This is a genomic window from Streptomyces sp. NPDC127197 (assembly GCF_042672405.1).
Classification (GTDB): Bacteria; Actinomycetota; Actinomycetes; order Streptomycetales; family Streptomycetaceae; genus Streptomyces; species Streptomyces flavusporus.
In genome coordinates, this window is the sequence record NZ_JBHXVG010000033.1 from 32,636 (window position 1) to 54,585 (window position 21,950).

The window sequence follows — 21,950 nt, forward strand, 5'->3', positions numbered from 1 at the left end:
GCGCCGATCGCGTCCAGGGCCCTGCCCCACCCACTCTCGCCGAGCCGTGGTGCCCACGCCCCGCTCTGTCTACGACGTCACCGGAAGCCCCGCCGCCCGCCACGCCTGGAACCCGCCCACCAGGTCGGTCGCCCGGTGCAGCCCCAGCCGGTGCAGGGAATCGGCCGCCAGGCTCGAGGCGTAGCCCTCGTTGCAGATCACGACGACGCGCAGGTCGTGGCTCGTGGCCTCGGGGAGGCGGTGGCTGCCATGAGGGTCGAGCCGCCACTCCAGTTCGTTGCGTTCGACGACGAGGGCGCCGGGGATCAGCCCGTCCCGCTCCCGCAGGGCTGCGTACCGGATGTCCACGAGGAGCGCCTCGCCTGCGCGGGCGGCGTCGTAGGCGTCCTGCGGTTCGACCCGTTCGTATCCCTCCCGCACCCGCTCCAGCAACCCGTCGATGCCGACCGCCGGTTCGTGCTCACCGCTCATCGCCGGCGCTCCGACCCGTTGATGACGAAGCCCTCCTTGTTCGCCCACCCCGCTCACTGCCAGTCCTCCGGGCGCTCGACCTGCTCCAGTCGCAGCACATGCCCCGTACGGCTGTAGCGGCGGATGTGTGGCAGGGGCGGGTAGTAGGCGTGCACGGAGACCGCGTGCCGGTCGAGGGACTCGTTGAGCACCTCGTGAACATGGTGGCGTCCGAAGGAGCGCCCTCGGCCGGCTGGCAGCAGGCGCTCCCGGTCGACGTCGTCCGTGAGTTCGAGAGTCTTCCAGCCGTCGGTGGGCAGCCGGGCGGCGAGCGAGTTCTCCCGCAGCACTCCGCGGGCGGTGAGGAAGGCGCCCACCGAGTCGGCGTGGTCGTGCCAGCCGGTGCCCGTGCCCGGCGGCCAGCCGATCAGCCAGGCCTCGCTGCCGCCGGGCCCCTCCAGGCGCACCCAGGTGCGGCCCTGCGGGTCGAGCGGAAGCGAGTCGATCAGCGCGGCATCGGCGGCCGTACGCCGGACGAAGTCGAGAAGGTCCGCCTGTGTCGGGGTCTTGGCGGACCGGGAGCCGGGGCTGGGAAGGGAAGAAGAAGGGGAGACAGACACGTACACCGTCCTGATGAGCGTTCGCGTGAGCGCGCGCAGCGAGGCGTCAGCGGCGCGCGGGAAGACAGAGAGGCGAGATCAGCAGGAGGGGCGACACACACAGCCCGCATAGCGGACGAGGTCCATATGGACCCTCCGCCACAGGCGTACACAGGTGTCGGTCACGATCCGGAGTACACCATGCCGGCGTGGGCCGGTCAACTCACCGTCACCATGCGGACGCAGCGACGGTGAAGACGAGGCCACACCCCGGTGACGGTAGTCAGCGAGTACCGGCCGTGGCCTCTTCCGGGGCCTTCGCCGGGCCGCCGAGCGTGGCCTCGGCCGCCTCGTACAGGTCGGCCGGGCGTACGCCGTTCAGGGCCGTGACGAGGTGCCCGTCGGGCCGGACCAGGAGCACGGTGTGGGCGGCGGCGCCCGGATAGCTCTCGGCGACGAGCAGCTCGGCGGGGTGCGGCAGCGCGGTGACCGCGGCCGCGAGCCGGGGCATGATCCCCGCGGTCACCCAGTGCTTGCGCTCCCACACCCCGGTGCCTGGGGCGATCAGGACGACGAGTAGCGCGCCGCGGCCGAGCCGGTCGCGGAGCCGTACGAAGGAACCGTCCTCGGCGGTGACCCGTACGTCCGTGACGGGTGCTCCGAGGGCCGTGTGGACGGGTGCCTGGTCCTCGAGGTAGTGGGGGGTGAGCGGGGAGTCGGCGTAGGTGCCCGGGGCGCCCAGCGGACCGCGCCCCAGGTGTCCGTCGGTGAGCAGTGCGTCATGGCCGCGGGCGGTGCCGGGGACGTACGAACGCAGGCTCCCGCTGCCGCGGAGGAGCGGGAGCACCTGGTCGGCGTTGCGCAGCCGGGCGGCGACCACCGCGCGGCGCTCGGTCTGATAGCTGTCCAGCAGCGCCTCGTGCGGCCCGTGGTGCCAGGCCAGCGCCAGCTTCCAGGCGAGGTTGTCGGCGTCCCGGAGCCCCTCGTCCAGACCGTGCGTGCCCAGCGCGCCCAGCAGGTGGGCGGCGTCCCCGGCGATGAACACCCGGCCGACCCGCCAGCGGCGGGCCAGCCGGTGGTGGACCGTGTGGACTCCGGTGTCCAGGAGCTCGTACGACGGTGTGGGGCCGTCGGTCCAGCCCGCGAGGGTCTCCCGGATGCGGGCCACCAGCAGCTCGGGCGTGACCAGGTCCTTGCCGGGCGGCAGCAGCCAGTCCAGCCGCCAGACGCCGTCGGGCAGCGGTCGTCCGGTGATCTCCCCGCCCGAAGGTCCCGACGTCCGCCACGGCGGCATCCGATGGAGCAACGCCCGACCGGGCCACGGAAGTTCCGCCCGCAGCGCGGCGACGGCGTACCGCTCCACCGCGGTGCGGCCGGGGAAGCGGATGTCCTGGAGCTTGCGTACGGTCGAGCGGGGACCGTCGCAGCCGACCAGATAACTGCCGCGCCACCACGTGCCCTTGGGACCTCGGGTGTGCGCGCTGACGCCGGAGGGCTCCTGCTCGATGGTGTCGAGGCGGCTGTCCACGGCGACCTTGACGAGCCGTTCGTGCGCGAGGGCCGCGCGCAGGGCGTTGGTCAGGACGTGCTGGGCGATGTGCAGGGGGGCGAACTCGACGGGAGGCGCGGCCTCTGCGGCCTCCGCACCGTCCGGGCCCTCTTTTCCCGCGTCGCCGAACGTGACCTCGCGCATCACCTGCTTGCGCCGCATCGACCGCCATCCGGCCCAGCGCATCCCGACCTCGTCGAGCGGCACCCCGGTCAGCCGTTCCATGAGGGCGGCGGTGTCCTCGCGCAGCACGACCGTCCGCGCGAGCCGCGGTTCGTCCTTGCCCGGCCCCTCGTCCAGGACGACGGACGGCACTTCCTGACGCGCGAGCGCCAGGGCGAGCGTGAGCCCGACAGGCCCCGCTCCGACGATGATCACCGGGTCCACGGCGCGCCGCTCCCCGTTCCCAGTGGTGCCTCGACGTACGTGTGTGAACAGGAGGTTGGAGCAGGGTGCACGATCACAGAACGTATGCAACCCATTGCCAGTGCTTGCGTCAAGCGACGAGGGGCAGTGGCGATCATGCCACTGCCCCTCGTGTCACCGACGGTTATTGACCGACCATCAGGCCTTGCCGACCGCACCGGCCCCGGGCGCACCACCGACCTCGGCAGCATTGAGGTCGTCCACGTCCTCTACGCCGAGCACGGCACCCGTGCTCCGCTTGCTGCGCCGCAGCCTGCCCTCGAGCCAGCTTGCGAAGCTGGTCAGGATGAAGTTGAGGATGATGTAGATGACGGCCACCACGATGAAGCTCGGGATGACGTTGGCGTAGTTGGCGGCGAGCGTGCCGCGCGAGTTCAGCAGCTCGGTGAAGTTGAGCAGCACGCCGCCGAGCGCGGTGTCCTTCACGATGACGACCAGCTGGCTGACGATGGCCGGCAGCATCGCGGTGACGGCCTGCGGCAGCAGGATGCTGGTCATCGTCTGGCCCTTGCGCAGACCGATCGCCTTGGCGGCCTCCGTCTGGCCCCTGGGCAGGGCGAGGATGCCGGCGCGGACGATCTCGGCAAGGACCGAGGCGTTGTAGAGCACCAGGCCCGTGACGACCGCGTACAGCGGACGGTCTTCGGTGCTGATGTCCGTGGAACGGGCGTAGAACTCGTTGGCGAACAGCATCAGCAGCAGCACCGGGATCGCCCGGAAGAACTCGACCACCGCACCGGCCGGGATCCGCACCCACCGGTGGTCGGACATGCGGGCAATGCCGAAGAACGCGCCCAGCGGGAGGGCGATGACCATGGCGAGCGCCGCGGCCTTCAGTGTGTTGCTGAGGCCGGGCAGCAGGTACGTCGTCCAGGCCTCTGACTCGGTGAACGGCTTCCACAGCGCCCACTTGAGCTGGCCCTTGTCGTCCATGGTCTGCCAGACCCACCACAGCAGCAGGGCGAGCAGGGCGAAGAAGACCACCGAGAGGATCAGGTTGCGCCGCTTGGCCCGGGGGCCGGGGGCGTCGTAGAGAACGGAGGTCACCGCTTCACCGCCAGTCGCTTGCTCAGCCAACCGAGGAACAGGCCGGTGGGCAGGGTCAGTACCACGAAACCGAAGGCGAAGATCGCGCCGATGAGGACCGTCTGAGCCTCGTTCTCGATCATTTCCTTCATCAGGAGGGCCGCCTCCGCCACACCGATCGCGGCCGCCACGGTCGTGTTCTTCGTCAGTGCGATCAGTACGTTGGCCAGCGGACCGATGACCGAGCGGAACGCCTGCGGCAGCACGATGAGCGAGAGGACCTGGCTGAAGCTCAGCCCGAGGGCGCGGGCCGCCTCGGCCTGCCCGACGGGCACGGTGTTAATACCGGAACGCAGCGCCTCACAGACAAAGGCGGCTGTGTAGGCGACGAGGCCGAGCACCGCGAGGCGGAAGCCCTGGAGTTCGAAGTCGTCGGGCGCGCCCATCGTCACCCTGAAGATGTCGGCGAGGCCGAGCGAGGTGAAGACGATGATGACCGTCAGGGGGATGTTCCGGACGATGTTCACATAGGCGGTGCCGAACCCGCGCATGAGCGGGACCGGGCTGACCCGCATGGCCGCCAGCAGGGTGCCCCAGACCAGGGAGCCGATGGCCGAGAAGACGGTGAGCTGCACCGTCACCCAGAAGGCGCCCAGCAGGCTCGGGTCGTCATAGTCTGAAAGAAAGTCGAACACGATCTCCCGCACTTCCGGGTGTGTGACGTACATGGCGGACGCGGCGCGCCGCCGCTGTGAGCACGGCGACGGCGGCGCGCCGGTGAAACTCCGCGTTACCTGCGGGCATCCGCGTGCGTCACGGATGCCCGCTTACTGGACAACCTGGGAGCTACTGAACGATCTGCCCGATCTTCGGGGCCTCCTCGTTCTTGTAGTTCGCCGGGCCGAAGTTCTCCTTGACCGCGGTCTCCCAGGAGCCGTCGCTGACCATCTTCTCCAGCGCGTCGTTGATCTTGTTGACGGTCTCGGTGTCGCCCTTCTTGACGCCGACGCCGTAGTTCTCGTTGCTGAGCTTCAGGCCCGCGAGCTTGAACTGGCCCTTGTACTGCTCCTGCGACGCGAAGCCCGCGAGGATCGAGTCGTCGGTGGTCACCGCGTCCACGGCGCCGCTCTGCAGACCCGCGATGCACTCCGAGTACGTGCCGTACTCCCTCAGCTGGGCCTTGGGGGCGATCTCGTCCTGGACGTTCTGCGCCGAGGTCGAGCCGGTCACCGAGCACAGCTTCTTGCCGTTGAGGTCGGTGCCCTCGGTGATGTCCGAGTCCGCCTTGACGAGCAGGTCCTGGTGGGCCAGCAGGTACGGGCCGGCGAAGTCGACCTTGGCCTTGCGCTCGTCGGTGATCGAGTACGTGGCCGCGATGAACTTCACGTCGCCGCGGGCCAGCGCGTTCTCGCGGTCGGCGCTCTTGGTCTCGACCCACTCGATCTGGTCGGCCTCGTAGCCGAGCTCCTTGGCGACGTAGGTGGCCACATCCACGTCGAAGCCGGAGAACGAACCGTCGGGCTCCTTCAGACCGAGACCCGGCTGGTCGTACTTGATACCGATCTTGATCTTGTCGCCGCCACCCGAGCCCGAGCCCGAACCCGAGTCGCCGTCGCCGTCGTCGCCGCCACACGCGGTCGCGGTCAGGGACAGGACAAGCGCGGCGGCCGCCGCGGCGGTGACCTTGCGGAGCTTCATGGTGAACATCCTTTGCGTGGTGAAGGGGACGCGGGCCGTCCAGTGCGGGTGACGCAGCTCGTCGCGGACACGACGGGCGCGGTCAGTGGTGCAGGATCTTCGACAGGAAGTCCTTGGCGCGGTCGCTGCGCGGATTGCTGAAGAACTGGTCCGGCACAGCCTCTTCGACGATGCGGCCGTCTGCCATGAACACCACACGGTTCGCAGCCGACCGGGCGAAGCCCATCTCGTGCGTGACGACGATCATGGTCATGCCGTCGCGAGCGAGCTGCTGCATGACCTCGAGGACCTCGTTGATCATCTCCGGGTCGAGGGCCGAGGTCGGCTCGTCGAAGAGCATGACCTTCGGGTCCATGGCCAGGGCGCGCGCGATCGCGACACGCTGCTGCTGGCCTCCGGAGAGCTGGGCGGGGTACTTGTCCGCCTGCGAGGCCACGCCGACCCGGTCGAGCAGGGCGCGCGCCTTCTCCTCGGCCTTCTTCTTGTCCGCCTTGCGGACCTTGATCTGGCCGAGCATCACGTTCTCGAGCACGGTCTTGTGCGCGAAGAGGTTGAACGACTGGAACACCATCCCGACGTCGGCACGCAGCCGGGCCAGCTCCTTGCCCTCCGCGGGCAGCGGCTTGCCGTCGATGGTGATCGCGCCCGAGTCGATCGTCTCCAGGCGGTTGATGGTGCGGCACAGGGTGGACTTCCCGGACCCGGAGGGCCCGATGACCACGACGACCTCGCCGCGGGCGATCGTCAGATCGATGTCCTGGAGTACGTGCAACGCGCCGAAGTGCTTGTTGACATTCTTCAGGACCACGAGCTCGCCGGTCGCGGCCACATCTTCCTTGGCCACCGATACTTCGGTCATCGCTCTCAGGCTCCGTCCTCCTCGCGGTTTCGGAGGACAGTAGCTACCCTACGCGACCTGCGTCATTACATCTGAGGCGAATTTGAGTATCACGATCCGGTAGCAGCCGGACACGTGTCGTAGCACTTGTGAGCGGAGCTCGTATCGGCCGGATAACGGAAGCCCTTCGCAACCGGAAGCCTCTTGACGCCGTCCTCACCCATCAGCGTGACTGCCTTGGTGCACGCGCGCGTGCCCGCGATTTCTACACACACAGACCGTACTGCCGATGAACCGAAGGAGGCCGGGATGAGACTGCTCCTCGTCGAGGACGACAACCATGTCGCCGCCGCTCTGTCCGCGGTCCTGGCGCGGCACGGTTTCGACGTCACGCACGCGCGCAGTGGGGAGGAGGCCCTCCAGGCGCTCGTCCCGGAAGGCCCCGGATTCGGTGTCGTGCTGCTCGACCTCGGCCTGCCCGACCAGGACGGATACGAGGTGTGCAGCAAGATCCGCAAACGCACCAGCACCCCGGTGATCATGGTCACCGCGCGCTCCGACGTCCGCTCCCGCATCCACGGTCTCAACCTGGGCGCCGACGACTACGTGGTGAAGCCGTACGACACGGGGGAGCTGCTCGCCCGGATCCACGCCGTCAGCCGGCGCAGCGTCCCCGAAGAGGCCACGGGCAGCAGCGAGAGCGCGCTCCAGCTGGGCCCCGTGCGCATCGAACTGCCCACCCGCCAGGTCAGCGTGAACGGTTCGGTTGTCCAACTGACCCGCAAGGAGTTCGATCTGCTCGCCCTGCTCGCCCAGCGCCCCGGGGTGGTCTTCCGCCGGGAGCAGATCATCAGCGAGGTGTGGCGAACCAGCTGGGAGGGGACCGGACGCACCTTGGAGGTGCACGTCGCCTCACTGCGCGCCAAGCTGCGCATGCCGGCGCTGATCGAGACCGTACGCGGCGTCGGCTACCGGCTCGTCGCCCCGGCCGGGTAGCGGGGCAGGGTGCGCACACGTCTCCTGCCGCTGCTCATCGTCCTGATGGCGGCCGTACTGCTGGCGCTGGGCATTCCGCTCGCCGTCAGCGTGGCAGCGGCCCAGCAGCAGAAGGTGGTCGTCGACCGGATCGACGACACGGCGTTCTTTGCGGCCCTCGCCCAGTTCGTCACCGCCCCGCCCAGTGGATCCCGCCGCACGGACCCGGACGAGCGGCTGGAGACGCTGAGTCGCGAACTCGAAAGCTACTACAAGGTCTACGGCATTCGTGTCGGTGTCTTCTACGCCAATGACGCCCCCATGGCTCATGCACCGACGGACTGGTACCTCCCCCGGGAGGGCGAGGTGCGCAACGCATTCGACGAGGCGCTGCTCAGTCGGCGCAGTGACGACCCCGAGCAGGTGTGGCCGTGGCAGCGGCACCGGCTCGTCGTCGCGTCGCCGGTCATCCGGGACGGCGACGTCGTCGCGGTCGTGGTCACCGACTCGCCCACGGGCCAGATGCGTTCACGGATCCTGTCCGGCTGGCTGGTCATCGCCGCGGGCGAGACGGCCGCGATGCTGCTGGCCGTCGGTGCCGCCCTGCGGCTGACGGGCTGGGTGCTCAGACCCGTCCGGGTTCTGGACGCCACGACGCACGACATCGCCACGGGACGCCTGAAGTCCCGGGTCGCGGCGGCCGGCGGACCGCCGGAACTCCGCAGGCTCGCCCGATCGTTCAACGAAATGGCGGACAACGTCGAGGCCGTGCTGGAGCAGCAGCGCGCCTTCGTCGCCGACGCCTCGCACCAACTGCGCAACCCGCTGTCCGCACTGCTGCTGCGCATCGAACTGCTCGCCCTCGAACTCCCCGAGGGCAACGAGGAGATCGCCTCGGTCCAGGCCGAGGGCAAGCGCCTGGCACAGGTCCTGGACGACCTGCTCGACCTGGCGCTGGCCGAGCACGCCGAGGCCGACCTGAGCCTCACGGACATCGGAGCGCTGACCGCCGAGCGCGTCGCCGCCTGGGCGCCGACCGCCGAGGCCAGGGGCGTCCGGCTGGTCGGGGACTGCCCGCCCACGACCGCCTGGGCGGACCCGGTGACGTTGTCCAGCGCACTGGACGCGGTGATCGACAACGCGGTGAAGTTCACGCCGAAGGACGAGCGCGTCGAGGTCACCGTCGCCTCCAACGGCGACACCTCGACGATCGTGGTCGCCGACGGCGGACCCGGCCTGACCGACGAGGAGCTCACCCGCGTCGGCGACCGCTTCTGGCGCAGCAGCCGCCACCAGAACGTCAAGGGCTCCGGCCTCGGCCTGTCCATCACGCGCGCCCTGCTCGCGGCGGCCGGCGGCTCCATCGCGTACGGCCATCATGAGCCGCACGGGCTGAAGGTGACGGTGACCCTGCCGAGGACCGGACCTACGGCTTGACCGAGCGGTAGTAGCGCCGGGCACCCTCGTGCAGCGGCAGCGGGTCGGTGTAGATCGCCGTGCGCAGGTCGACCAGCTGGGCGGAGTGGACGTGGGCGCCGATGCGATCACGGCTCTTGAGCACCGTGCGGGTCAGCCACTCGGTGAGCTCGGGATCCATGTCCGTGCGGGTGATCAGCACGTTGGACACCGCCATCGTCGGCACGGTGGCCCCGTTCTGGGCGGTGCCGTAGGCCGACTCCGGCATGTTGGTGGAGCGGTAGTAGTGGGTGGCCCGGCCCTGGCGGTGCAGCTCGGACACGAAGTCGGCATCGATCGGGACGAACCGGAAGTCGAACGTGTCCGCGAGCTGCTTCAGGCCGTCCGTCGGCAGTCCACCGGACCAGAAGAACGCGTCGATCTCGTCCCGCTTCAGCCGGTTCGGCCCGGTGTCGATGCCGTCGGACAGCGGCGTGATGTCCTGCTGCGCGTCGATGCCCGCCGTCTTGAGCACCCGGGTCGCGATCAGCCGCACACCTGAGCGGGGAGGCCCTATGGCAACCCGCCGGCCGCGCAGGTCGGCGACGGACTGGATGTCCGAGCCGCGCGGGACGACGAGATGCACATAGTCGTCGTACAGGCGGGCGACCCCGCGCAGCCGCTCGGCGCCGGGCCCGTTGTTGAGCTCGTACGTCTCCACCGCGTCCGCCGCGGCGATCGTGAAGTCGACCTCGCCGGTCGCCACGCGCGCGACGTTCTCCTGCGAACCGTCGCTGGTCATCAGCTGCACCTCGAGGTTCGGCATGTCCTTGGCGAGCTCGGTGCGCAGCAGGGTGCCGTACCGCTGGTAGACCCCGCGCGGTGTGCCGGTGCTGAAGGTGATCGTCCCGCTCGGCGGCTCCTCGCCCAGCGGGAGCAGCCACCACAGCAGCAGCCCGAAGGCGACGAAGCCGGCGGCCGCGCCCTGCAGGGCCCGGCGTCTGCCGATACGGGACAACACCTTGGACATGCGCGCGATCCTGCCAGCCCGTACGCCGTGCTGACCAGGGCCGGAATCACACGGGGTTGTCAGAGGCGGCCGTTAGAGTCGGCGTATGAGCTCCTCGCCCGCCGACCTGGTCCGTGAATTCCACCTCGCCTTCGGCCTCGACGTCCGCACCGCCCCGACGCAGATCCCGCAGGCGCTGGCCGCGCACCGCGGTGAACTGCTGGCGGAGGAGGCCGCGGAGGTCGCCGAGGTGTCGGTGACCGGACCGCTCGACCGGCTCGCGCACGAACTGGCCGACGTCGTCTACGTGGCGTACGGCACGGCGCTCGTGCACGGCATCGACCTGGACGAGGTCATAGCCGAGATCCACCGTTCCAACATGACCAAGCTGGGCCCCGACGGCCAGGTCGCCCGCCGCGCCGACGGCAAGGTCCTCAAGGGGGAGCACTACGAGGCGCCGGACGTGACAGAGGTTCTGCGCCGCCAGGGGTGGGAGCCCGGCGGCGCGTGAGCGGGCGGGGCGGCTCAGTCGCCCCACCCTCAGTCCCCCACCGGTGCCTCCGTTCTGGCATCCTCCGGCGGCCGTACCGGCCTCGGCGTGTCCTTGCCTTCCTTGCCGCCCCGGAATCGGCGGCTCCAGCGCATGGCGAGCGGCTCGGTGTACCGCGCGGTGATTGGGCCGAGGACCACCAGGATGAGGACGTACGCCGTGGCCAGGGGACCCAGCGACGGTTCGATGCCGGCGGTGACCGCCAGCCCGGCGATCACGATCGAGAACTCACCGCGGGCCACCAGAGCTCCGCCCGTGCGCCAGCGGCCCCGCACGGAGATCCCGGCCCGCCGCGCCGCCCAGTAGCCGGTGGCGATCTTCGTGAGGGCGGTGACGGCGGCCAGCGCCAGGGCGGGCAGCAGGACGGGCGGGATGCTCGCCGGGTCGGTGTGCAGCCCGAAGAAGACGAAGAAGACCGCGGCGAACAGGTCCCGCAAGGGACTCAGCAACGTGTGGGCGCCCTCCGCGACCTCCCCGGACAGCGCGATGCCCACCAGGAACGCGCCCACCGCCGCGGACACCTGGAGCTGCTGGGCCACACCCGCGACGAGGATCGTCAGGCCCAGCACGACGAGCAGCAGCTTCTCCGGATCGTCGCTGGAGACGAACCGTGAAATGACCCGGCCGTAGCGCACGGCCGCGAACAGGACGAGCCCGGCCACACCCAGCGCGATCGCCAGCGTCACGCTGCCGGCCGCCAGCCCGGCCCCGGCCACCACCGCGGTGACGATGGGCAGGTACACGGCCATCGACAGGTCCTCCAGGACGAGGACACTGAGGATCACTGGTGTCTCCCGGTTGCCGATCCGGCCCAGCTCGCCGAGCACCTTGGCGATGACTCCGGACGACGAGATCCAGGTGACGCCCGCCAGCACCACGGCGGCCACCGGACCCCAGCCCAGCAGCAACGCAGCGGCGGCACCCGGAAGGGCGTTGAGCGCGCAGTCGACGAGCCCGGCCGGATAGTGGGCCTTGAGGTTGGTGACGAGATCGCTGGCCGTGTACTCGAGGCCGAGCATCAACAGCAGCAGGATGACGCCGATCTCGGCGCCGGTGGCGATGAACTCCTCACTCGCTCCGAGCGGCAGCAGTCCGCCCTCGCCGAAGGCCAGCCCGGCCAGTAGATAGAGCGGGATGGCGGAGAATCCCAGCCGGCCGGCCAGCCGCCCGAGCAGACCGAGGCCCAGGAGCAGGGAACCGAACTCGATCAGCAGGATCGCTGAGTGCACCGGTTCACTCCCGCCCGAGAATCGCGGCGGCGGCCTCGACGCCCTCGCGGGTGCCGATGACGATGAGGATGTCTCCGCCCGCGAGCCGGAAGTCCGGCGCGGGGGACGGGATCGCGTCGGCCCGGCGCAGCACGGCCACGACGGACGCGCCGGTCTCGGTCCGCATCCGGGTGTCGCCCAGAACCCGCCCGTTCCAGTGGGAGGTCGCGCCTACCTCGATGCGCTCGGCCACCAGGCCCAGGTCCGTCGTGTAGAGCAGGCTGGTGCTGTGGTGGGACGGCTGCAGTGCATCGATCAGCGCGCTGGCCTCGGCGCCGGTGAGCCGAAGCGACTGGGCGCAGGAGTCAGGGTCGTCGGCCCGGTACACGTTGACCGACCGGGTGCCGTCGCGGTGGGCCACCACGGACAGGTGGCGGTGTTCCCGGGTCACCAGGTCGTACTGGACCCCGATCCCCGGCAGCGGCGTCGCCCTCAGGCGTGGAGCAGACACGTTTCTTCCCCTTGTTGATCGTTCCTGCGCTCCAGGGCTTCCCGGCCCCGGAACACTGCGCCGAGCCGCCATGCTGTCATCCGCCCGTACGGTGGTGACATGGGTGTCAGCACGGATGGACGGGGCCGACGAGGAGCGGAGAGGCTGGTCAGGGCTGTGCCGTCGATTGAGGCGGGGGAGCGGTCGGCCGGCGTTGCGTTGCCGAACGTCATGACCGGGAGAGGAGTCACCAGAGGCGTGTCGCTGTTCTGGCGGATCTTCTCCCTGAACGCCGCCGGCCTGATCGTGGCCGCCGCCCTGCTGCTTGGCCCGGTCACCGTGTCGACGCCGGTGCTGCCGGGCGAGGCGTTGGTCGTCATCGGCGGGCTCGCCGCGCTGCTGGCGGTCAACGCGGTCGTGCTGCGGGTCGGGCTGGCCCCGCTGGCCGTCCTGGGCCGCGCCATGGCCACGGCGGACCTGCTACGGCCGGGTACCCGGGCCGAGGTCGCCGGCCCCGTGGAGGCGGCGACGCTCATCACGACGTACAACACGATGCTCGACCGACTCGAGACCGAACGCGCCACCAGCGCCGCCCGCGCGCTGTCCGCCCAGGAGAGCGAACGCCACCGCATCGCCCGTGAACTCCACGACGAGGTCGGCCAGACTCTGACCGCCGTGCTCCTCCAGCTCAAGCGGCTCGCGGACCGGGCCCCCGAAGAGTTGCGGGACGAAGTGGGCCACGCCCAGGAAGCCACCCGCGCCGGTCTCGACGAGATCCGGCGTATCGCCCGCCGCCTGCGCCCCGGTGTCCTCGAGGAACTCGGCCTGGCCAGTGCCCTGCGCGCGCTCGCGACCGAGTTCACCGCGCACGGACTGACCGTGCGCCACGACGTCCGGGGCGATCTCCCTCCGCTCCCCCAGGAGACCGAACTGGTGGTCTACCGGGTCGCCCAGGAAGGCCTCACCAACACCGCCCGGCACTCGGGCGCCGACCGCGCCGAACTCCGGCTGGAGCCGGTCGCCGACGGTGTCGAGCTCCTCGTACGCGACAACGGCAACGGTCTCGGTGCGAGGCCGGAAGGAGCCGGAATCGGCGGGATGCGTGAGCGTGCGCTGCTGGTCGGCGCGGTGCTCACCCTCGAACCGGCGCCCGAGCAGGGCACCGACGTACGTCTGCGGATACCGCTCACGGCCGGGAGCAGCTGATGTCGTCCCCGATCCGGGTCCTGCTCGCCGACGACCACACGCTCGTACGCCGTGGGGTGCGCCTCATCCTGGACGGCGAACCGGATCTGACGGTCGTCGCCGAGGCGGGCGACGGCGCCGAGGCAGTCGCGCTCGCGCGCGCGGGCGAGGTGGACCTGGCCGTCCTGGATGTCGCGATGCCCCGCATGACCGGTCTGCAGGCGGCCCGGGAACTCTCACAGCGACTGCCCGCCCTGCGCATCCTGATCCTCACGATGTACGACAACGAGCAGTACTTCTTCGAGGCCCTGCGGGCCGGAGCCTGCGGCTACGTCCTGAAGTCCGTCGCCGACCGCGACCTCGTCGACGCCTGCCGGGCGGCGATGCGCGACGAACCGTTCATCTACCCCGGCGCCGAGCGTGCCCTCGTCCGCTCCTACCTGGACCGCCTGCACCGCGGAGACGGCCTGCCCGCGCGGGCCATCACCGAGCGCGAGGAGGAGATCCTCAAGCTCGTCGCCGAGGGCCACTCATCCAAGGAGATCGGCGAGCTGCTCTTCATCAGCGTGAAGACGGTCGAACGCCACCGCGCCAACCTCCTGCACAAACTCGGCATGCGCGACCGCCTGGAACTCACCCGCTACGCGATCCGCTCCGGGCTCGTCGAGCCGTGACCGCCTGAACTCGCCGGGGACGCCGTCCGCACCGGCACTCATGGCAGTGCCGCATCGTCCGGCGGGAAGCCGTATCGCCCCAGCAGCCGGACGAAGCAGGCCGCGCTCAGCACCCGCAACTGCTCCAGCCCCGACGCGGTGCGCTCGAAGCACACCACCTGCTCGTGTCCGCCCGGCCCGATCGGCTGCACCAGCCGACCGCCCGGCCGCACCTGCGCGACCAGCGGCGCGGGCACCTCCGGGAACGCGGCCGACACGAGGACCGCGTCGTACGGAGCACGGTCCGGCACGCCGCCACTACCGTCACCGACCCGCAGCTCCACGTTCCGCACGCCCTGGCGTGCGAGATCCGCGCGCGCCTGCGCGGCGATGTCGGGCCGCATCTCGATGCTGACCACGTCAGCGGCCAGCCGGGCGAGCAGCGCGGTCTGGAAGCCCAGACCGGTACCGACCTCGAGGACGTGTTCGCCCCCGCCCAGAGCAAGGCTCTCGATCATCATGGCGGACAGCGACGGCTGCGTGGTGACCTGTCCCTGCCCGATGGCAACGGGTACGTCCCGGTAGGCGGCGGCCACCTGACCGGGCGGGACGAATCCCGCCCGGGGCGTCGTTCGCACGGCCTCCAGCAGCCGCTCGTCCCTGATCCCGGCGGCTCTGAGGGCTCGCACGAGGTCCTCGGGCTCCCTGGGGACGGTCACCACACCACCAGGCTAGGCGCCCCGCCCGGTCAGTCGGTGAAGCGTTTGACGAAGGCGAGTGCGGTCTCGGCGACCTCATGCCAGCCGTTGTCGATGGTGAGGGCATGGCCGCGCCCGGGCATTTCGGTGATCTCGGTCACCGCGTGCTCGTTGCGGGCCTGCTTCTTGTACGAGGCGTTCGCGATGGCCCATGGCACGGTGTGGTCCTTCTCGCCGGAAATGATCAGGAGAGGGCCGCGTTCGGGTGCGAGGGTGTCGACCTTCACCTCGGTCCACGGGTTGATGTTGGCGACGGCCGCCTGGAACAGCGGCTCGCCCGGCGCGGGTACGGCGAACCGCTCGTACAGCTCCTTGGCCTCCTCCTCGCTCACCGCGTTGGCGAAGGAGTAACGGAACTGGTCGTAGGTGAGCGGCACCGCGCGGTGGTAGTTCGCCGGGTTGCCCAGGATGGCGCTCGCGGCGCGCAGCGACGAGATCGGCAGCGGCAGCACACCGCGGAAGGGTGCAGGGTCGATGGCGACGGACGCCGCCGACAGCCCGCGGCCGGCGATCATCTGGGTGATGAGGCCGCCGAAGGAATGGCCAATGACGACGGGCGTGCGCTCCAACTTTCCGATGAGGTCCGCGAAGTGGTCGGCGACCTGACCGACGCTCTTGCCCGCGAAGACCTCGGGGTGCGCGTTGGCCTCGGCCACGGTGTCGGGGTCGTCGGGCCAGCCGGGGGTCAGGGGCGCGTATCCGGCCTCTTCGAAGACCGCCGCCCAGCGGTCCCAACTGCTGGGCAGCAGCCACAGACCGTGGACGAACACGACGGGAGTGCGGTCGCCCGCGTTGATGCGCGCGATCTGCTCGAGGTCATTGACTGTCGACATGGAGGGGTCCTCACTCGGGAAGGGCGACACGGGCTCAGGCTGAGGTGACAGTGCGCCCGGCGGTCTTGATCGGACCGGCCACCGCGCGTCCGGACGGCTGTGGAGCGGGATCAGGCCGCACGCTATGACGGCAGGGTTCGCGCGGATTGCCCGTGCGCGCACGGCGTTGTGCCGTCGGTGCACGGAAGCGGACCGCCGCGTTCGGCGTCTCACAGCCGACGCCCCACGGTCAGTTCACGGCGGCGGAAGAGGCTCTCCCAGGACCGCCTACTCTTGAGGCATGACCAGCAGCAGCGACCGGAGCCCCGCAGTGGACGTTCAAGCACCCAAGAGCTACGAAATCCGCACCTACGGGTGCCAGATGAACGTCCATGATTCCGAGCGACTGGCCGGTCTGCTGGAGGACGCCGGCTATGTGCGCGCGCCGGAGGGGTCGGACGGCGACGCGGACGTCGTCGTCTTCAACACCTGCGCCGTACGCGAGAACGCCGACAACCGGCTGTACGGCAACCTCGGGCACCTCGCGCCGAAGAAGGCCAAGCGGCCCGGCATGCAGATCGCGGTCGGCGGCTGCCTCGCGCAGAAGGACCGCGACACCATCGTGAAGCGGGCGCCCTGGGTGGACGTCGTCTTCGGCACGCACAACATCGGCAAGCTGCCGGTCCTGCTGGAACGCGCGCGTGTCCAGGAAGAGGCACAGGTCGAGATCGCCGAGTCGCTCGAAGCCTTCCCGTCGACGCTGCCGACGCGGCGCGAGAGCGCCTACGCGGCCTGGGTGTCGATCTCCGTCGGCTGCAACAACACCTGCACCTTCTGCATCGTCCCGGCGCTGCGCGGCAAGGAGAAGGACCGCCGCCCCGGCGACATCCTGGCCGAGGTCGAGGCGCTGGTCGCCGAGGGTGTCTCGGAGATCACGCTGCTCGGCCAGAACGTCAACGCGTACGGCTCCGACATCGGCGACCGCGAGGCCTTCAGCAAGCTGCTGCGGGCCTGCGGGAAGATCGAGGGCCTGGAGCGCGTCCGCTTCACCTCTCCGCACCCGCGCGACTTCACCGACGACGTCATCGCCGCCATGGCCGAGACGCCGAACGTGATGCCGCAGCTGCACATGCCGCTCCAGTCCGGCTCGGACACCGTCCTGAAGGCGATGCGCCGCTCCTACCGTCAGGAGCGCTACCTCGGGATCATCGAGAAGGTCCGCGCCGCCATCCCGCACGCCGCGATCACCACCGACATCATCGTGGGCTTCCCGGGCGAGACGGAGGAGGACTTCGAGCAGACCCTGCACGTGGTGCGCGAGGCCCGCTTCGCCCAGGCGTTCACCTTCCAGTACTCCAAGCGCCCCGGCACTCCGGCCGCCGAGATGGACAACCAGATCCCCAAGGAGGCCGTCCAGGCGCGCTACGAGCGTCTCGTCGTCCTCCAGGAGGAGATCTCCTGGGACGAGAACAAGAAGCAGGTCGGCCGCACCCTGGAGCTGATGGTCGCCGAGGGAGAGGGCCGCAAGGACGGCGCCACCCACCGACTCTCCGGCCGCGCCCCCGACAACCGGCTGGTCCACTTCACCAAGCCGGAGCAGGAGGTACGCCCCGGCGACGTGGTCACCGTCGAGGTCACCTACGCCGCCCCGCACCACCTCCTCGCCGAGGGCCCCGTCCTCGACGTACGCCGCACGCGCGCGGGTGACGCCTGGGAGAAGCGGAACGCAGCTCAGGCGGCCAAGCCGGCCGGTGTGCTGCTCGGGCTGCCGAAGGTCGGCGTGCCCGCGCCGCTGCCGGTCGCCTCCGGCAGCGGCTGCGGCTGCGACTGACCTCGCACCTCGGCGGAGCAGGTCCCACGCGCGCGTGGCACCCTCTTCGGAGCTACTCTGCCGATCATGCTTGTCGCCGCCGCAGTATGCCCCTGCCCGCCGCTCCTCGTGCCCGACATCGCCTCGGGTGCCGCACCCGAGCTGGATGCTGCTCGTGCCGCGTGCACTGACGCCGTAGGGCTGCTCGCCGCTGCCCGGCCCGACCGGCTGGTGGTCGTGGGGCCCGAGCTCGCGGGCGGTGCCGAGTCGTACCTGACGTATCCGGAGGGCACCCGAGGCTCGTTCCGTGGCTTCGGCGTGGGACTCGATGTACGGCTGGGCCGGGAGAAGGCTGCCGACGCGGACGTGCAGCGTGAGCTTCCGCCTTCGCTCGCGGTCGCGGCATGGCTGCTGGAGCGGACCGGATGGTCGGACGCACCGATCGAGGGACTCGGCGTGGGGGAACCGCTCGGGCCCGAGCGGTGTATCGATATCGGAAGGGACATAGCCGCGCGGGCCGAGCGGGTGGCCCTGCTGGTGATGGGCGACGCCAGCGCGTGCCGTTCGCTGAAGGCGCCGGGCTATCTCGACGAGCGGGCGGAGCCCTTCGACGCGGCGGTCGCGCGTGCGCTGGGGGCGGCGGACGTCGCGGCCCTCGAGGCGCTGGACGTGGGACTGGCGCGGCAGCTGAAGGCATCGGGCCGGGCGCCCTGGCAGGTGCTCGCGGGCGCGGCCGAGGGCACCGGGCTCGCGGGCGCGCTGCTGTATGAGGACGCGCCGTACGGGGTGGGGTACGTGGTGGCGGCCTGGTCGTAGAGGGCGTTCGGAAACAGCGGGGCGTTCGGAAACGCGGCGGAGGCGTCCGGCCACGGCGAACGGCCGGGAGCTTTCTGCTCCGCGGCCGCCCGTCGTGTGCCGTGTGCCCTTCAGGAGACCGGTGGCGGTGGGCCCGGCGGTGTGGCGGGGCCTTCTCCCGCGTCGGTGCGGTCCTTGTGCGCGAGTCGGTCCATGGCGCCCTTGGCCTTGTCGGTGCCCGTGTGGATCCTGTCGCTGTACTTGCCCTTGGTCCGCTCGTCGACGACCTTCGCGGCCTTGTCGATGCCGTGCTGGATCTTGTCCTCGTGCTTCTGCGCGAGATCAGAGACCTTGTCCTTGGCCGGGGTGAGCTTGGCCTTCAGATTGTCCAAGAGTCCCATGGTTCACCTTCCCTCGCGGGAACTCTACGTGTGGGCGCTCTCGTCGGCCTCGCTGTCGGCCGCCTTCCCGGCCGACTGCTGCTGGGGGATCCCGACCGCCTCCGGGCCGGTGCCGTCGCCCTCGTCCGTCGCCGTGGTCGTCTCCGTACCGGCCCCGGCTTCGGCCTCCGCCTCCGTCGTCCCCTTCGCTTCCCCAGCCTCATCCGCCTCGGACCCCGCCGACGGCGTGTCGGCCTGGGTCTCGGCGGTCGCCGCCTCCTCCTTGGCCTTCGACCTTCGGAGAAGTCGCGCAAAAACGCCCATATCAACTCCATACGTTACTCGTGCGGGCGAAATCCCGCGTAGCCCGGTGCGTCCGGTTGCATCGCCCGGGTCACCGCCTCTGTGCACTGGCGGCGAGAACCTCGCAACGGGCAACGACCCCGGACTCCCGCCGTCACGTAACTCGTTCGAGGGCGGGGCGGAAGGTTTGCGAGACTGGTGCAGTGAGTAGCGCACCCCCCACGCCCCGCGTCATCGCCGTCGTCGGACCGACCGCGGCAGGAAAGTCCGATCTGGGTATCCACCTAGCCCGGGAACTCGGTGGGGAGGTCGTCAACGCCGACTCCATGCAGCTCTACCGAGGGATGGACATCGGCACCGCCAAGCTGACGCCCGAGGAGCGGGCCGGCATCCCGCACCACCTCCTGGACATCTGGGACGTCACCGTCACGGCCTCCGTCGCCGAGTACCAGCGGCTCGCCCGGGAGCGGATCGACGCGCTGCTCGACCAGGGCCGCTGGCCGATCCTGGTCGGCGGGTCCGGCCTGTACGTCCGCGGGGCCGTCGACAACCTGGAGTTCCCCGGCACCGACCCCGAGGTCAGGGCCCTGCTGGAGGAGGAACTCGCACTGCGCGGCTCCGGCGCGCTGCACGCCCGTCTCGCCGCCGCGGATCCCGAGGCGGCGCGCGCGATCCTGCCCAGCAACGGCCGTCGTATCGTCCGGGCGCTGGAGGTGATCGAGATCACCGGCAGGCCCTTCACCGCCAACCTCCCCGGCCATGACTCCGTCTACGACACCGTGCAGATCGGCGTCGACGTGGCGCGTCCCGAGCTGGACGAGCGCATCGCCCGCCGGGTCGACCGGATGTGGGAGGCGGGGCTGGTCGAGGAAGTGCGCGCACTGGAGGCGCAGGGGTTGCGCGAGGGGCGTACGGCGTCGCGTGCGCTCGGCTACCAGCAGGTTCTCGCGGCGCTCGCCGGCGAGTGCACGCTGGACGAGGCGCGGGTCGAGACCGTCCGTGCCACCAAGCGCTTCGCGCGCCGTCAGGATTCGTGGTTCAGACGGGATCCCCGGGTGCACTGGCTGAGTGGGGCTGCGGCGGATCTCACGGAACTTCCGCACCTCGCTCTGGCGTTGGTCGAACGACCGGTTACAGCCTGATCACGTGATGGCATCGGGACGCTCCGGCCGTCATCCGGGCCTCCGGCGCCATGCCATCATCGAGCTTCGATCGACCAAGTGGAGTCCAAGTTGGGAGGGCGCGTGGCGATGGAGGCCGGCCCTCGCGACACCGCACAAGGCCCCGAGCGCGCCACCACCGAGCGTGGCGAACCGGAGCGGGACGCCGACGGCCGTCTGAGCCCCGACGGGCTCGACGAGACACCGGACGGCATGACCGACGACGGCCCCGAGCCCGACGAGATGTTCGTCGGCGGGCCCGAGGTCGAGGTCGAACTGCGTCCCCAGCGCCGACTGCGCCTGTGGCAGCTCGCGCCCATCGTGGGCCTGGCCGCGCTCGGCTCCCTGATGTTCGCGTTCCCGCTGGCCTTCGACTTCGGTGACAGCGGGGCCGTGATCGCCATGCTGGGGCTGCTGATCTGCTCCTGTGCGGCCGGGTGGGGCATGATGGCCGCGCGCAGGGTGGGCTACACCTGGCCGGGGCTGCCGCAGCGGGGATCGGGCCGGCGCCCGGACTGGCGGGTGGTGCTGGCCTACATGATCGTGGTCGCCGCCGTGGTGGTGCTGGCCGTCTGGCGAGTGGCCCGGCTCCGCTGACCGGCTGGCTGGCGCGTGACCGGGTGGGTTGCTCCGCTGACGAGCCGGCCGCATGGTGACCAGGCGGGGCGCTCCATGATCAGCCGGTCGCCGCGTAACCGCGTGGGTCGCTCCCGCTGACGAGCTGGGCCGTCGCGTGACCGCCTGGGTCGCACCGTGACCACATGGCCGCGCGCCATGACGTGGGCCGCGCGCCGTGACCTGGGCCACGAGCCGTGACCATCTGGCCTGCCCGTGATCCCCGGCTGTCATACCCACCCCGTACGATCGAGGAATGAGCACGCGGATCGCCTTCCTCAAGGGGCACGGCACCGAGAACGACTTCGTGATCGTCCCGGACCCCGAGAACACCCTTGACCTGCCCCCGGCCGCCGTCGCCGCCCTGTGCGACCGTCGTGCGGGCATCGGCGGTGACGGGCTGCTGCACGTCGTGCGGTCCGCCGCACACCCCGAGGCCAGGGAGATGGCGGCCGAGGCCGAGTGGTTCATGGACTACCGCAACGGCGACGGATCCATCGCGGAGATGTGCGGCAACGGCGTGCGTGTGTTCGCGCGCTACCTCCAGCATGCCGGGCATGTGGCCGAAGGGGACATCGCCATCGCCACGCGTGGGGGCGTGAAGACCGTGCACCTCGCCAAGGACGGTGACATCACTGTCGGCATGGGCAAGGCGCTGCTCCCCGACGGGGACGTCACGGTGAGCGTGGGCGAGCGCAGCTGGCCCGCGCGGAACGTGAACATGGGCAACCCGCACGCGGTCGCCTTCGTCGAGGACCTCGCCCAGGTCGGCGACCTGTTCGCGCCGCCGCCGTTCAGCCCGGCCTCCGCCTACCCGGACGGGGTGAACGTCGAGTTCGTCGTCGACCGCGGCCTCCGGCACGTCGCGATGCGCGTGCACGAGCGCGGCGCCGGCGAGACCCGCTCCTGCGGCACGGGCGCATGCGCCGTCGCCGTGGCGACCGCCCGGCGGGACGGCGCCGACCCGGCCGTCACCGGGACTCCGGTGACGTACACCGTCGATGTCCTCGGCGGACGCCTCGTGATCACCGAACGGCCCGACGGCGAGATCGAGATGACCGGCCCCGCGGTGATCGTCGCCGAGGGCGAGATCGACGGGGAGTGGCTGGCGGGCGCCGTCCGCTGAAAGGGCGGCCCTGGAGCGCGTGTTCGACGCCAGGCCCGCTCCAACTCACGCTGTTGGCAGCCGTAAACCTCCAAACCCTCGCTCGAATGGGTGATCCGTTTCACGCTCGGCGAGAGGCGGTCCGTCGCGCGTGATGGGCT

At 70.6% G+C, this 21,950-nt stretch carries 25 protein-coding genes; 10 read left to right on the forward strand and 15 right to left on the reverse strand.

What is annotated here, in order from left to right:
* Positions 1-69 precede the first annotated feature (69 nt).
* The 8 genes from ACFVJQ_RS35280 to ACFVJQ_RS35315 all read right to left on the reverse strand — a co-directional run bounded on the left by ACFVJQ_RS35280 (position 70) and on the right by ACFVJQ_RS35315 (position 6,607).
* Positions 70-471: a rhodanese-like domain-containing protein gene (locus tag ACFVJQ_RS35280; protein WP_385514811.1), complete on the reverse strand. Its 402-nt coding sequence runs from the start codon at positions 469-471 to the stop codon at positions 70-72.
* A 53-nt stretch (positions 472-524) separates the two neighbouring features.
* Entirely contained in the window at positions 525-1,070 is a 546-nt protein-coding gene (locus ACFVJQ_RS35285; protein ID WP_385789733.1) for a cysteine dioxygenase, read from the reverse strand.
* Positions 1,071-1,148: 78 nt separating this feature from the next.
* Positions 1,149-1,316: a putative leader peptide gene (locus ACFVJQ_RS35290; protein ID WP_385789735.1), complete on the reverse strand. Its 168-nt coding sequence runs from the start codon at positions 1,314-1,316 to the stop codon at positions 1,149-1,151.
* 16 nt (positions 1,317-1,332) lie between these two features.
* Entirely contained in the window at positions 1,333-2,985 is a 1,653-nt protein-coding gene (locus ACFVJQ_RS35295) for an FAD-dependent monooxygenase (protein ID WP_385514809.1), read from the reverse strand.
* 177 nt (positions 2,986-3,162) lie between these two features.
* Positions 3,163-4,071, reverse strand: a complete 909-nt coding sequence (locus tag ACFVJQ_RS35300) for an amino acid ABC transporter permease (RefSeq protein WP_385789737.1) — start codon at positions 4,069-4,071, stop codon at positions 3,163-3,165.
* Positions 4,068-4,745 carry an amino acid ABC transporter permease gene (locus tag ACFVJQ_RS35305; RefSeq protein WP_224734177.1) on the reverse strand — a complete coding sequence of 226 codons (678 nt, stop codon included), beginning with the start codon at positions 4,743-4,745 and terminating at the stop codon, positions 4,068-4,070. The genes ACFVJQ_RS35300 and ACFVJQ_RS35305 overlap by 4 nt, the downstream gene beginning before the upstream one ends.
* A 151-nt stretch (positions 4,746-4,896) precedes the next feature.
* Complete coding sequence (locus ACFVJQ_RS35310) at positions 4,897-5,748, reverse strand: glutamate ABC transporter substrate-binding protein (protein ID WP_385789739.1); 852 nt, start codon at positions 5,746-5,748, stop codon at positions 4,897-4,899.
* Positions 5,749-5,830: 82 nt separating this feature from the next.
* Positions 5,831-6,607, reverse strand: coding sequence for an amino acid ABC transporter ATP-binding protein (locus ACFVJQ_RS35315; protein ID WP_385789741.1), 777 nt, complete (start codon positions 6,605-6,607; stop codon positions 5,831-5,833).
* Between the two features lie 288 nt (positions 6,608-6,895).
* On the opposite strand from ACFVJQ_RS35315, the gene ACFVJQ_RS35320 reads away from it, so the two are divergent.
* The gene (locus tag ACFVJQ_RS35320; RefSeq protein ID WP_385514805.1) at positions 6,896-7,582 is read left to right on the forward strand and encodes a response regulator transcription factor; all 687 of its coding nucleotides are present in this window, start codon (positions 6,896-6,898) and stop codon (positions 7,580-7,582) included.
* A gap of 9 nt (positions 7,583-7,591) precedes the next feature.
* Positions 7,592-8,998: a sensor histidine kinase gene (locus ACFVJQ_RS35325; RefSeq protein ID WP_385514804.1), complete on the forward strand. Its 1,407-nt coding sequence runs from the start codon at positions 7,592-7,594 to the stop codon at positions 8,996-8,998.
* On the opposite strand, the gene ACFVJQ_RS35330 is transcribed toward ACFVJQ_RS35325, so the two are convergent.
* Entirely contained in the window at positions 8,988-9,986 is a 999-nt protein-coding gene (locus ACFVJQ_RS35330) for a TAXI family TRAP transporter solute-binding subunit (RefSeq protein WP_385789743.1), read from the reverse strand. The genes ACFVJQ_RS35325 and ACFVJQ_RS35330 overlap by 11 nt on opposite strands.
* 85 nt (positions 9,987-10,071) lie before the next feature.
* Here ACFVJQ_RS35330 and ACFVJQ_RS35335 point away from each other — a divergent pair, with 85 nt between their 5' ends.
* Entirely contained in the window at positions 10,072-10,476 is a 405-nt protein-coding gene (locus ACFVJQ_RS35335) for a MazG nucleotide pyrophosphohydrolase domain-containing protein (protein ID WP_385514802.1), read from the forward strand.
* A gap of 29 nt (positions 10,477-10,505) precedes the next feature.
* On the opposite strand, the gene ACFVJQ_RS35340 is transcribed toward ACFVJQ_RS35335, so the two are convergent.
* Together ACFVJQ_RS35340 and ACFVJQ_RS35345 are read right to left on the reverse strand one after the other, a co-directional pair.
* Positions 10,506-11,744 (reverse strand): cation:proton antiporter, encoded by a 1,239-nt coding sequence (locus ACFVJQ_RS35340; protein ID WP_385514801.1) that lies wholly within the window; start codon positions 11,742-11,744, stop codon positions 10,506-10,508.
* 4 nt (positions 11,745-11,748) lie between these two features.
* Complete coding sequence (locus ACFVJQ_RS35345; protein ID WP_385514800.1) at positions 11,749-12,234, reverse strand: cation:proton antiporter regulatory subunit; 486 nt, start codon at positions 12,232-12,234, stop codon at positions 11,749-11,751.
* A gap of 237 nt (positions 12,235-12,471) precedes the next feature.
* Between ACFVJQ_RS35345 and ACFVJQ_RS35350 the strand changes: the two genes are divergently transcribed.
* The gene (locus ACFVJQ_RS35350) at positions 12,472-13,419 is read left to right on the forward strand and encodes a sensor histidine kinase (protein WP_385514799.1); all 948 of its coding nucleotides are present in this window, start codon (positions 12,472-12,474) and stop codon (positions 13,417-13,419) included.
* Positions 13,419-14,072, forward strand: coding sequence for a response regulator transcription factor (locus tag ACFVJQ_RS35355; RefSeq protein WP_129801096.1), 654 nt, complete (start codon positions 13,419-13,421; stop codon positions 14,070-14,072). The genes ACFVJQ_RS35350 and ACFVJQ_RS35355 overlap by 1 nt, the downstream gene beginning before the upstream one ends.
* Positions 14,073-14,110: 38 nt before the next feature.
* On the opposite strand, the gene ACFVJQ_RS35360 is transcribed toward ACFVJQ_RS35355, so the two are convergent.
* Both ACFVJQ_RS35360 and ACFVJQ_RS35365 read right to left on the reverse strand, forming a co-directional pair.
* Positions 14,111-14,773 carry a protein-L-isoaspartate(D-aspartate) O-methyltransferase gene (locus tag ACFVJQ_RS35360; protein ID WP_385789746.1) on the reverse strand — a complete coding sequence of 221 codons (663 nt, stop codon included), beginning with the start codon at positions 14,771-14,773 and terminating at the stop codon, positions 14,111-14,113.
* A gap of 26 nt (positions 14,774-14,799) precedes the next feature.
* Positions 14,800-15,642, reverse strand: coding sequence for an alpha/beta hydrolase (locus tag ACFVJQ_RS35365; protein ID WP_385514797.1), 843 nt, complete (start codon positions 15,640-15,642; stop codon positions 14,800-14,802).
* Positions 15,643-15,922: 280 nt separating this feature from the next.
* On the opposite strand from ACFVJQ_RS35365, the gene miaB reads away from it, so the two are divergent.
* Together miaB and ACFVJQ_RS35375 are read left to right on the forward strand one after the other, a co-directional pair.
* A complete protein-coding gene (gene miaB, locus ACFVJQ_RS35370) occupies positions 15,923-17,452 on the forward strand; it encodes a tRNA (N6-isopentenyl adenosine(37)-C2)-methylthiotransferase MiaB (RefSeq protein ID WP_385514796.1) in 1,530 nt (509 codons plus the stop codon).
* A gap of 66 nt (positions 17,453-17,518) precedes the next feature.
* A complete protein-coding gene (locus ACFVJQ_RS35375) occupies positions 17,519-18,247 on the forward strand; it encodes a class III extradiol dioxygenase subunit B-like domain-containing protein (RefSeq protein ID WP_385514795.1) in 729 nt (242 codons plus the stop codon).
* A gap of 110 nt (positions 18,248-18,357) precedes the next feature.
* Here ACFVJQ_RS35375 and ACFVJQ_RS35380 read toward each other — a convergent pair whose 3' ends face one another.
* Complete coding sequence (locus tag ACFVJQ_RS35380; protein ID WP_385514794.1) at positions 18,358-18,627, reverse strand: antitoxin; 270 nt, start codon at positions 18,625-18,627, stop codon at positions 18,358-18,360.
* Between the two features lie 24 nt (positions 18,628-18,651).
* Positions 18,652-18,930: a hypothetical protein gene (locus ACFVJQ_RS35385; protein WP_385514793.1), complete on the reverse strand. Its 279-nt coding sequence runs from the start codon at positions 18,928-18,930 to the stop codon at positions 18,652-18,654.
* A gap of 182 nt (positions 18,931-19,112) precedes the next feature.
* On the opposite strand from ACFVJQ_RS35385, the gene miaA reads away from it, so the two are divergent.
* The 3 genes from miaA (at position 19,113) to dapF (ending at position 21,810) form a co-directional block, all read left to right on the forward strand.
* Positions 19,113-20,051: a tRNA (adenosine(37)-N6)-dimethylallyltransferase MiaA gene (gene miaA, locus ACFVJQ_RS35390; protein ID WP_385514792.1), complete on the forward strand. Its 939-nt coding sequence runs from the start codon at positions 19,113-19,115 to the stop codon at positions 20,049-20,051.
* A gap of 108 nt (positions 20,052-20,159) precedes the next feature.
* The gene (locus ACFVJQ_RS35395; RefSeq protein WP_385514831.1) at positions 20,160-20,666 is read left to right on the forward strand and encodes a hypothetical protein; all 507 of its coding nucleotides are present in this window, start codon (positions 20,160-20,162) and stop codon (positions 20,664-20,666) included.
* Positions 20,667-20,940: 274 nt separating this feature from the next.
* Positions 20,941-21,810 (forward strand): diaminopimelate epimerase, encoded by an 870-nt coding sequence (gene dapF, locus ACFVJQ_RS35400; RefSeq protein WP_385514791.1) that lies wholly within the window; start codon positions 20,941-20,943, stop codon positions 21,808-21,810.
* The last annotated feature ends 140 nt before the right edge of the window (positions 21,811-21,950 follow it).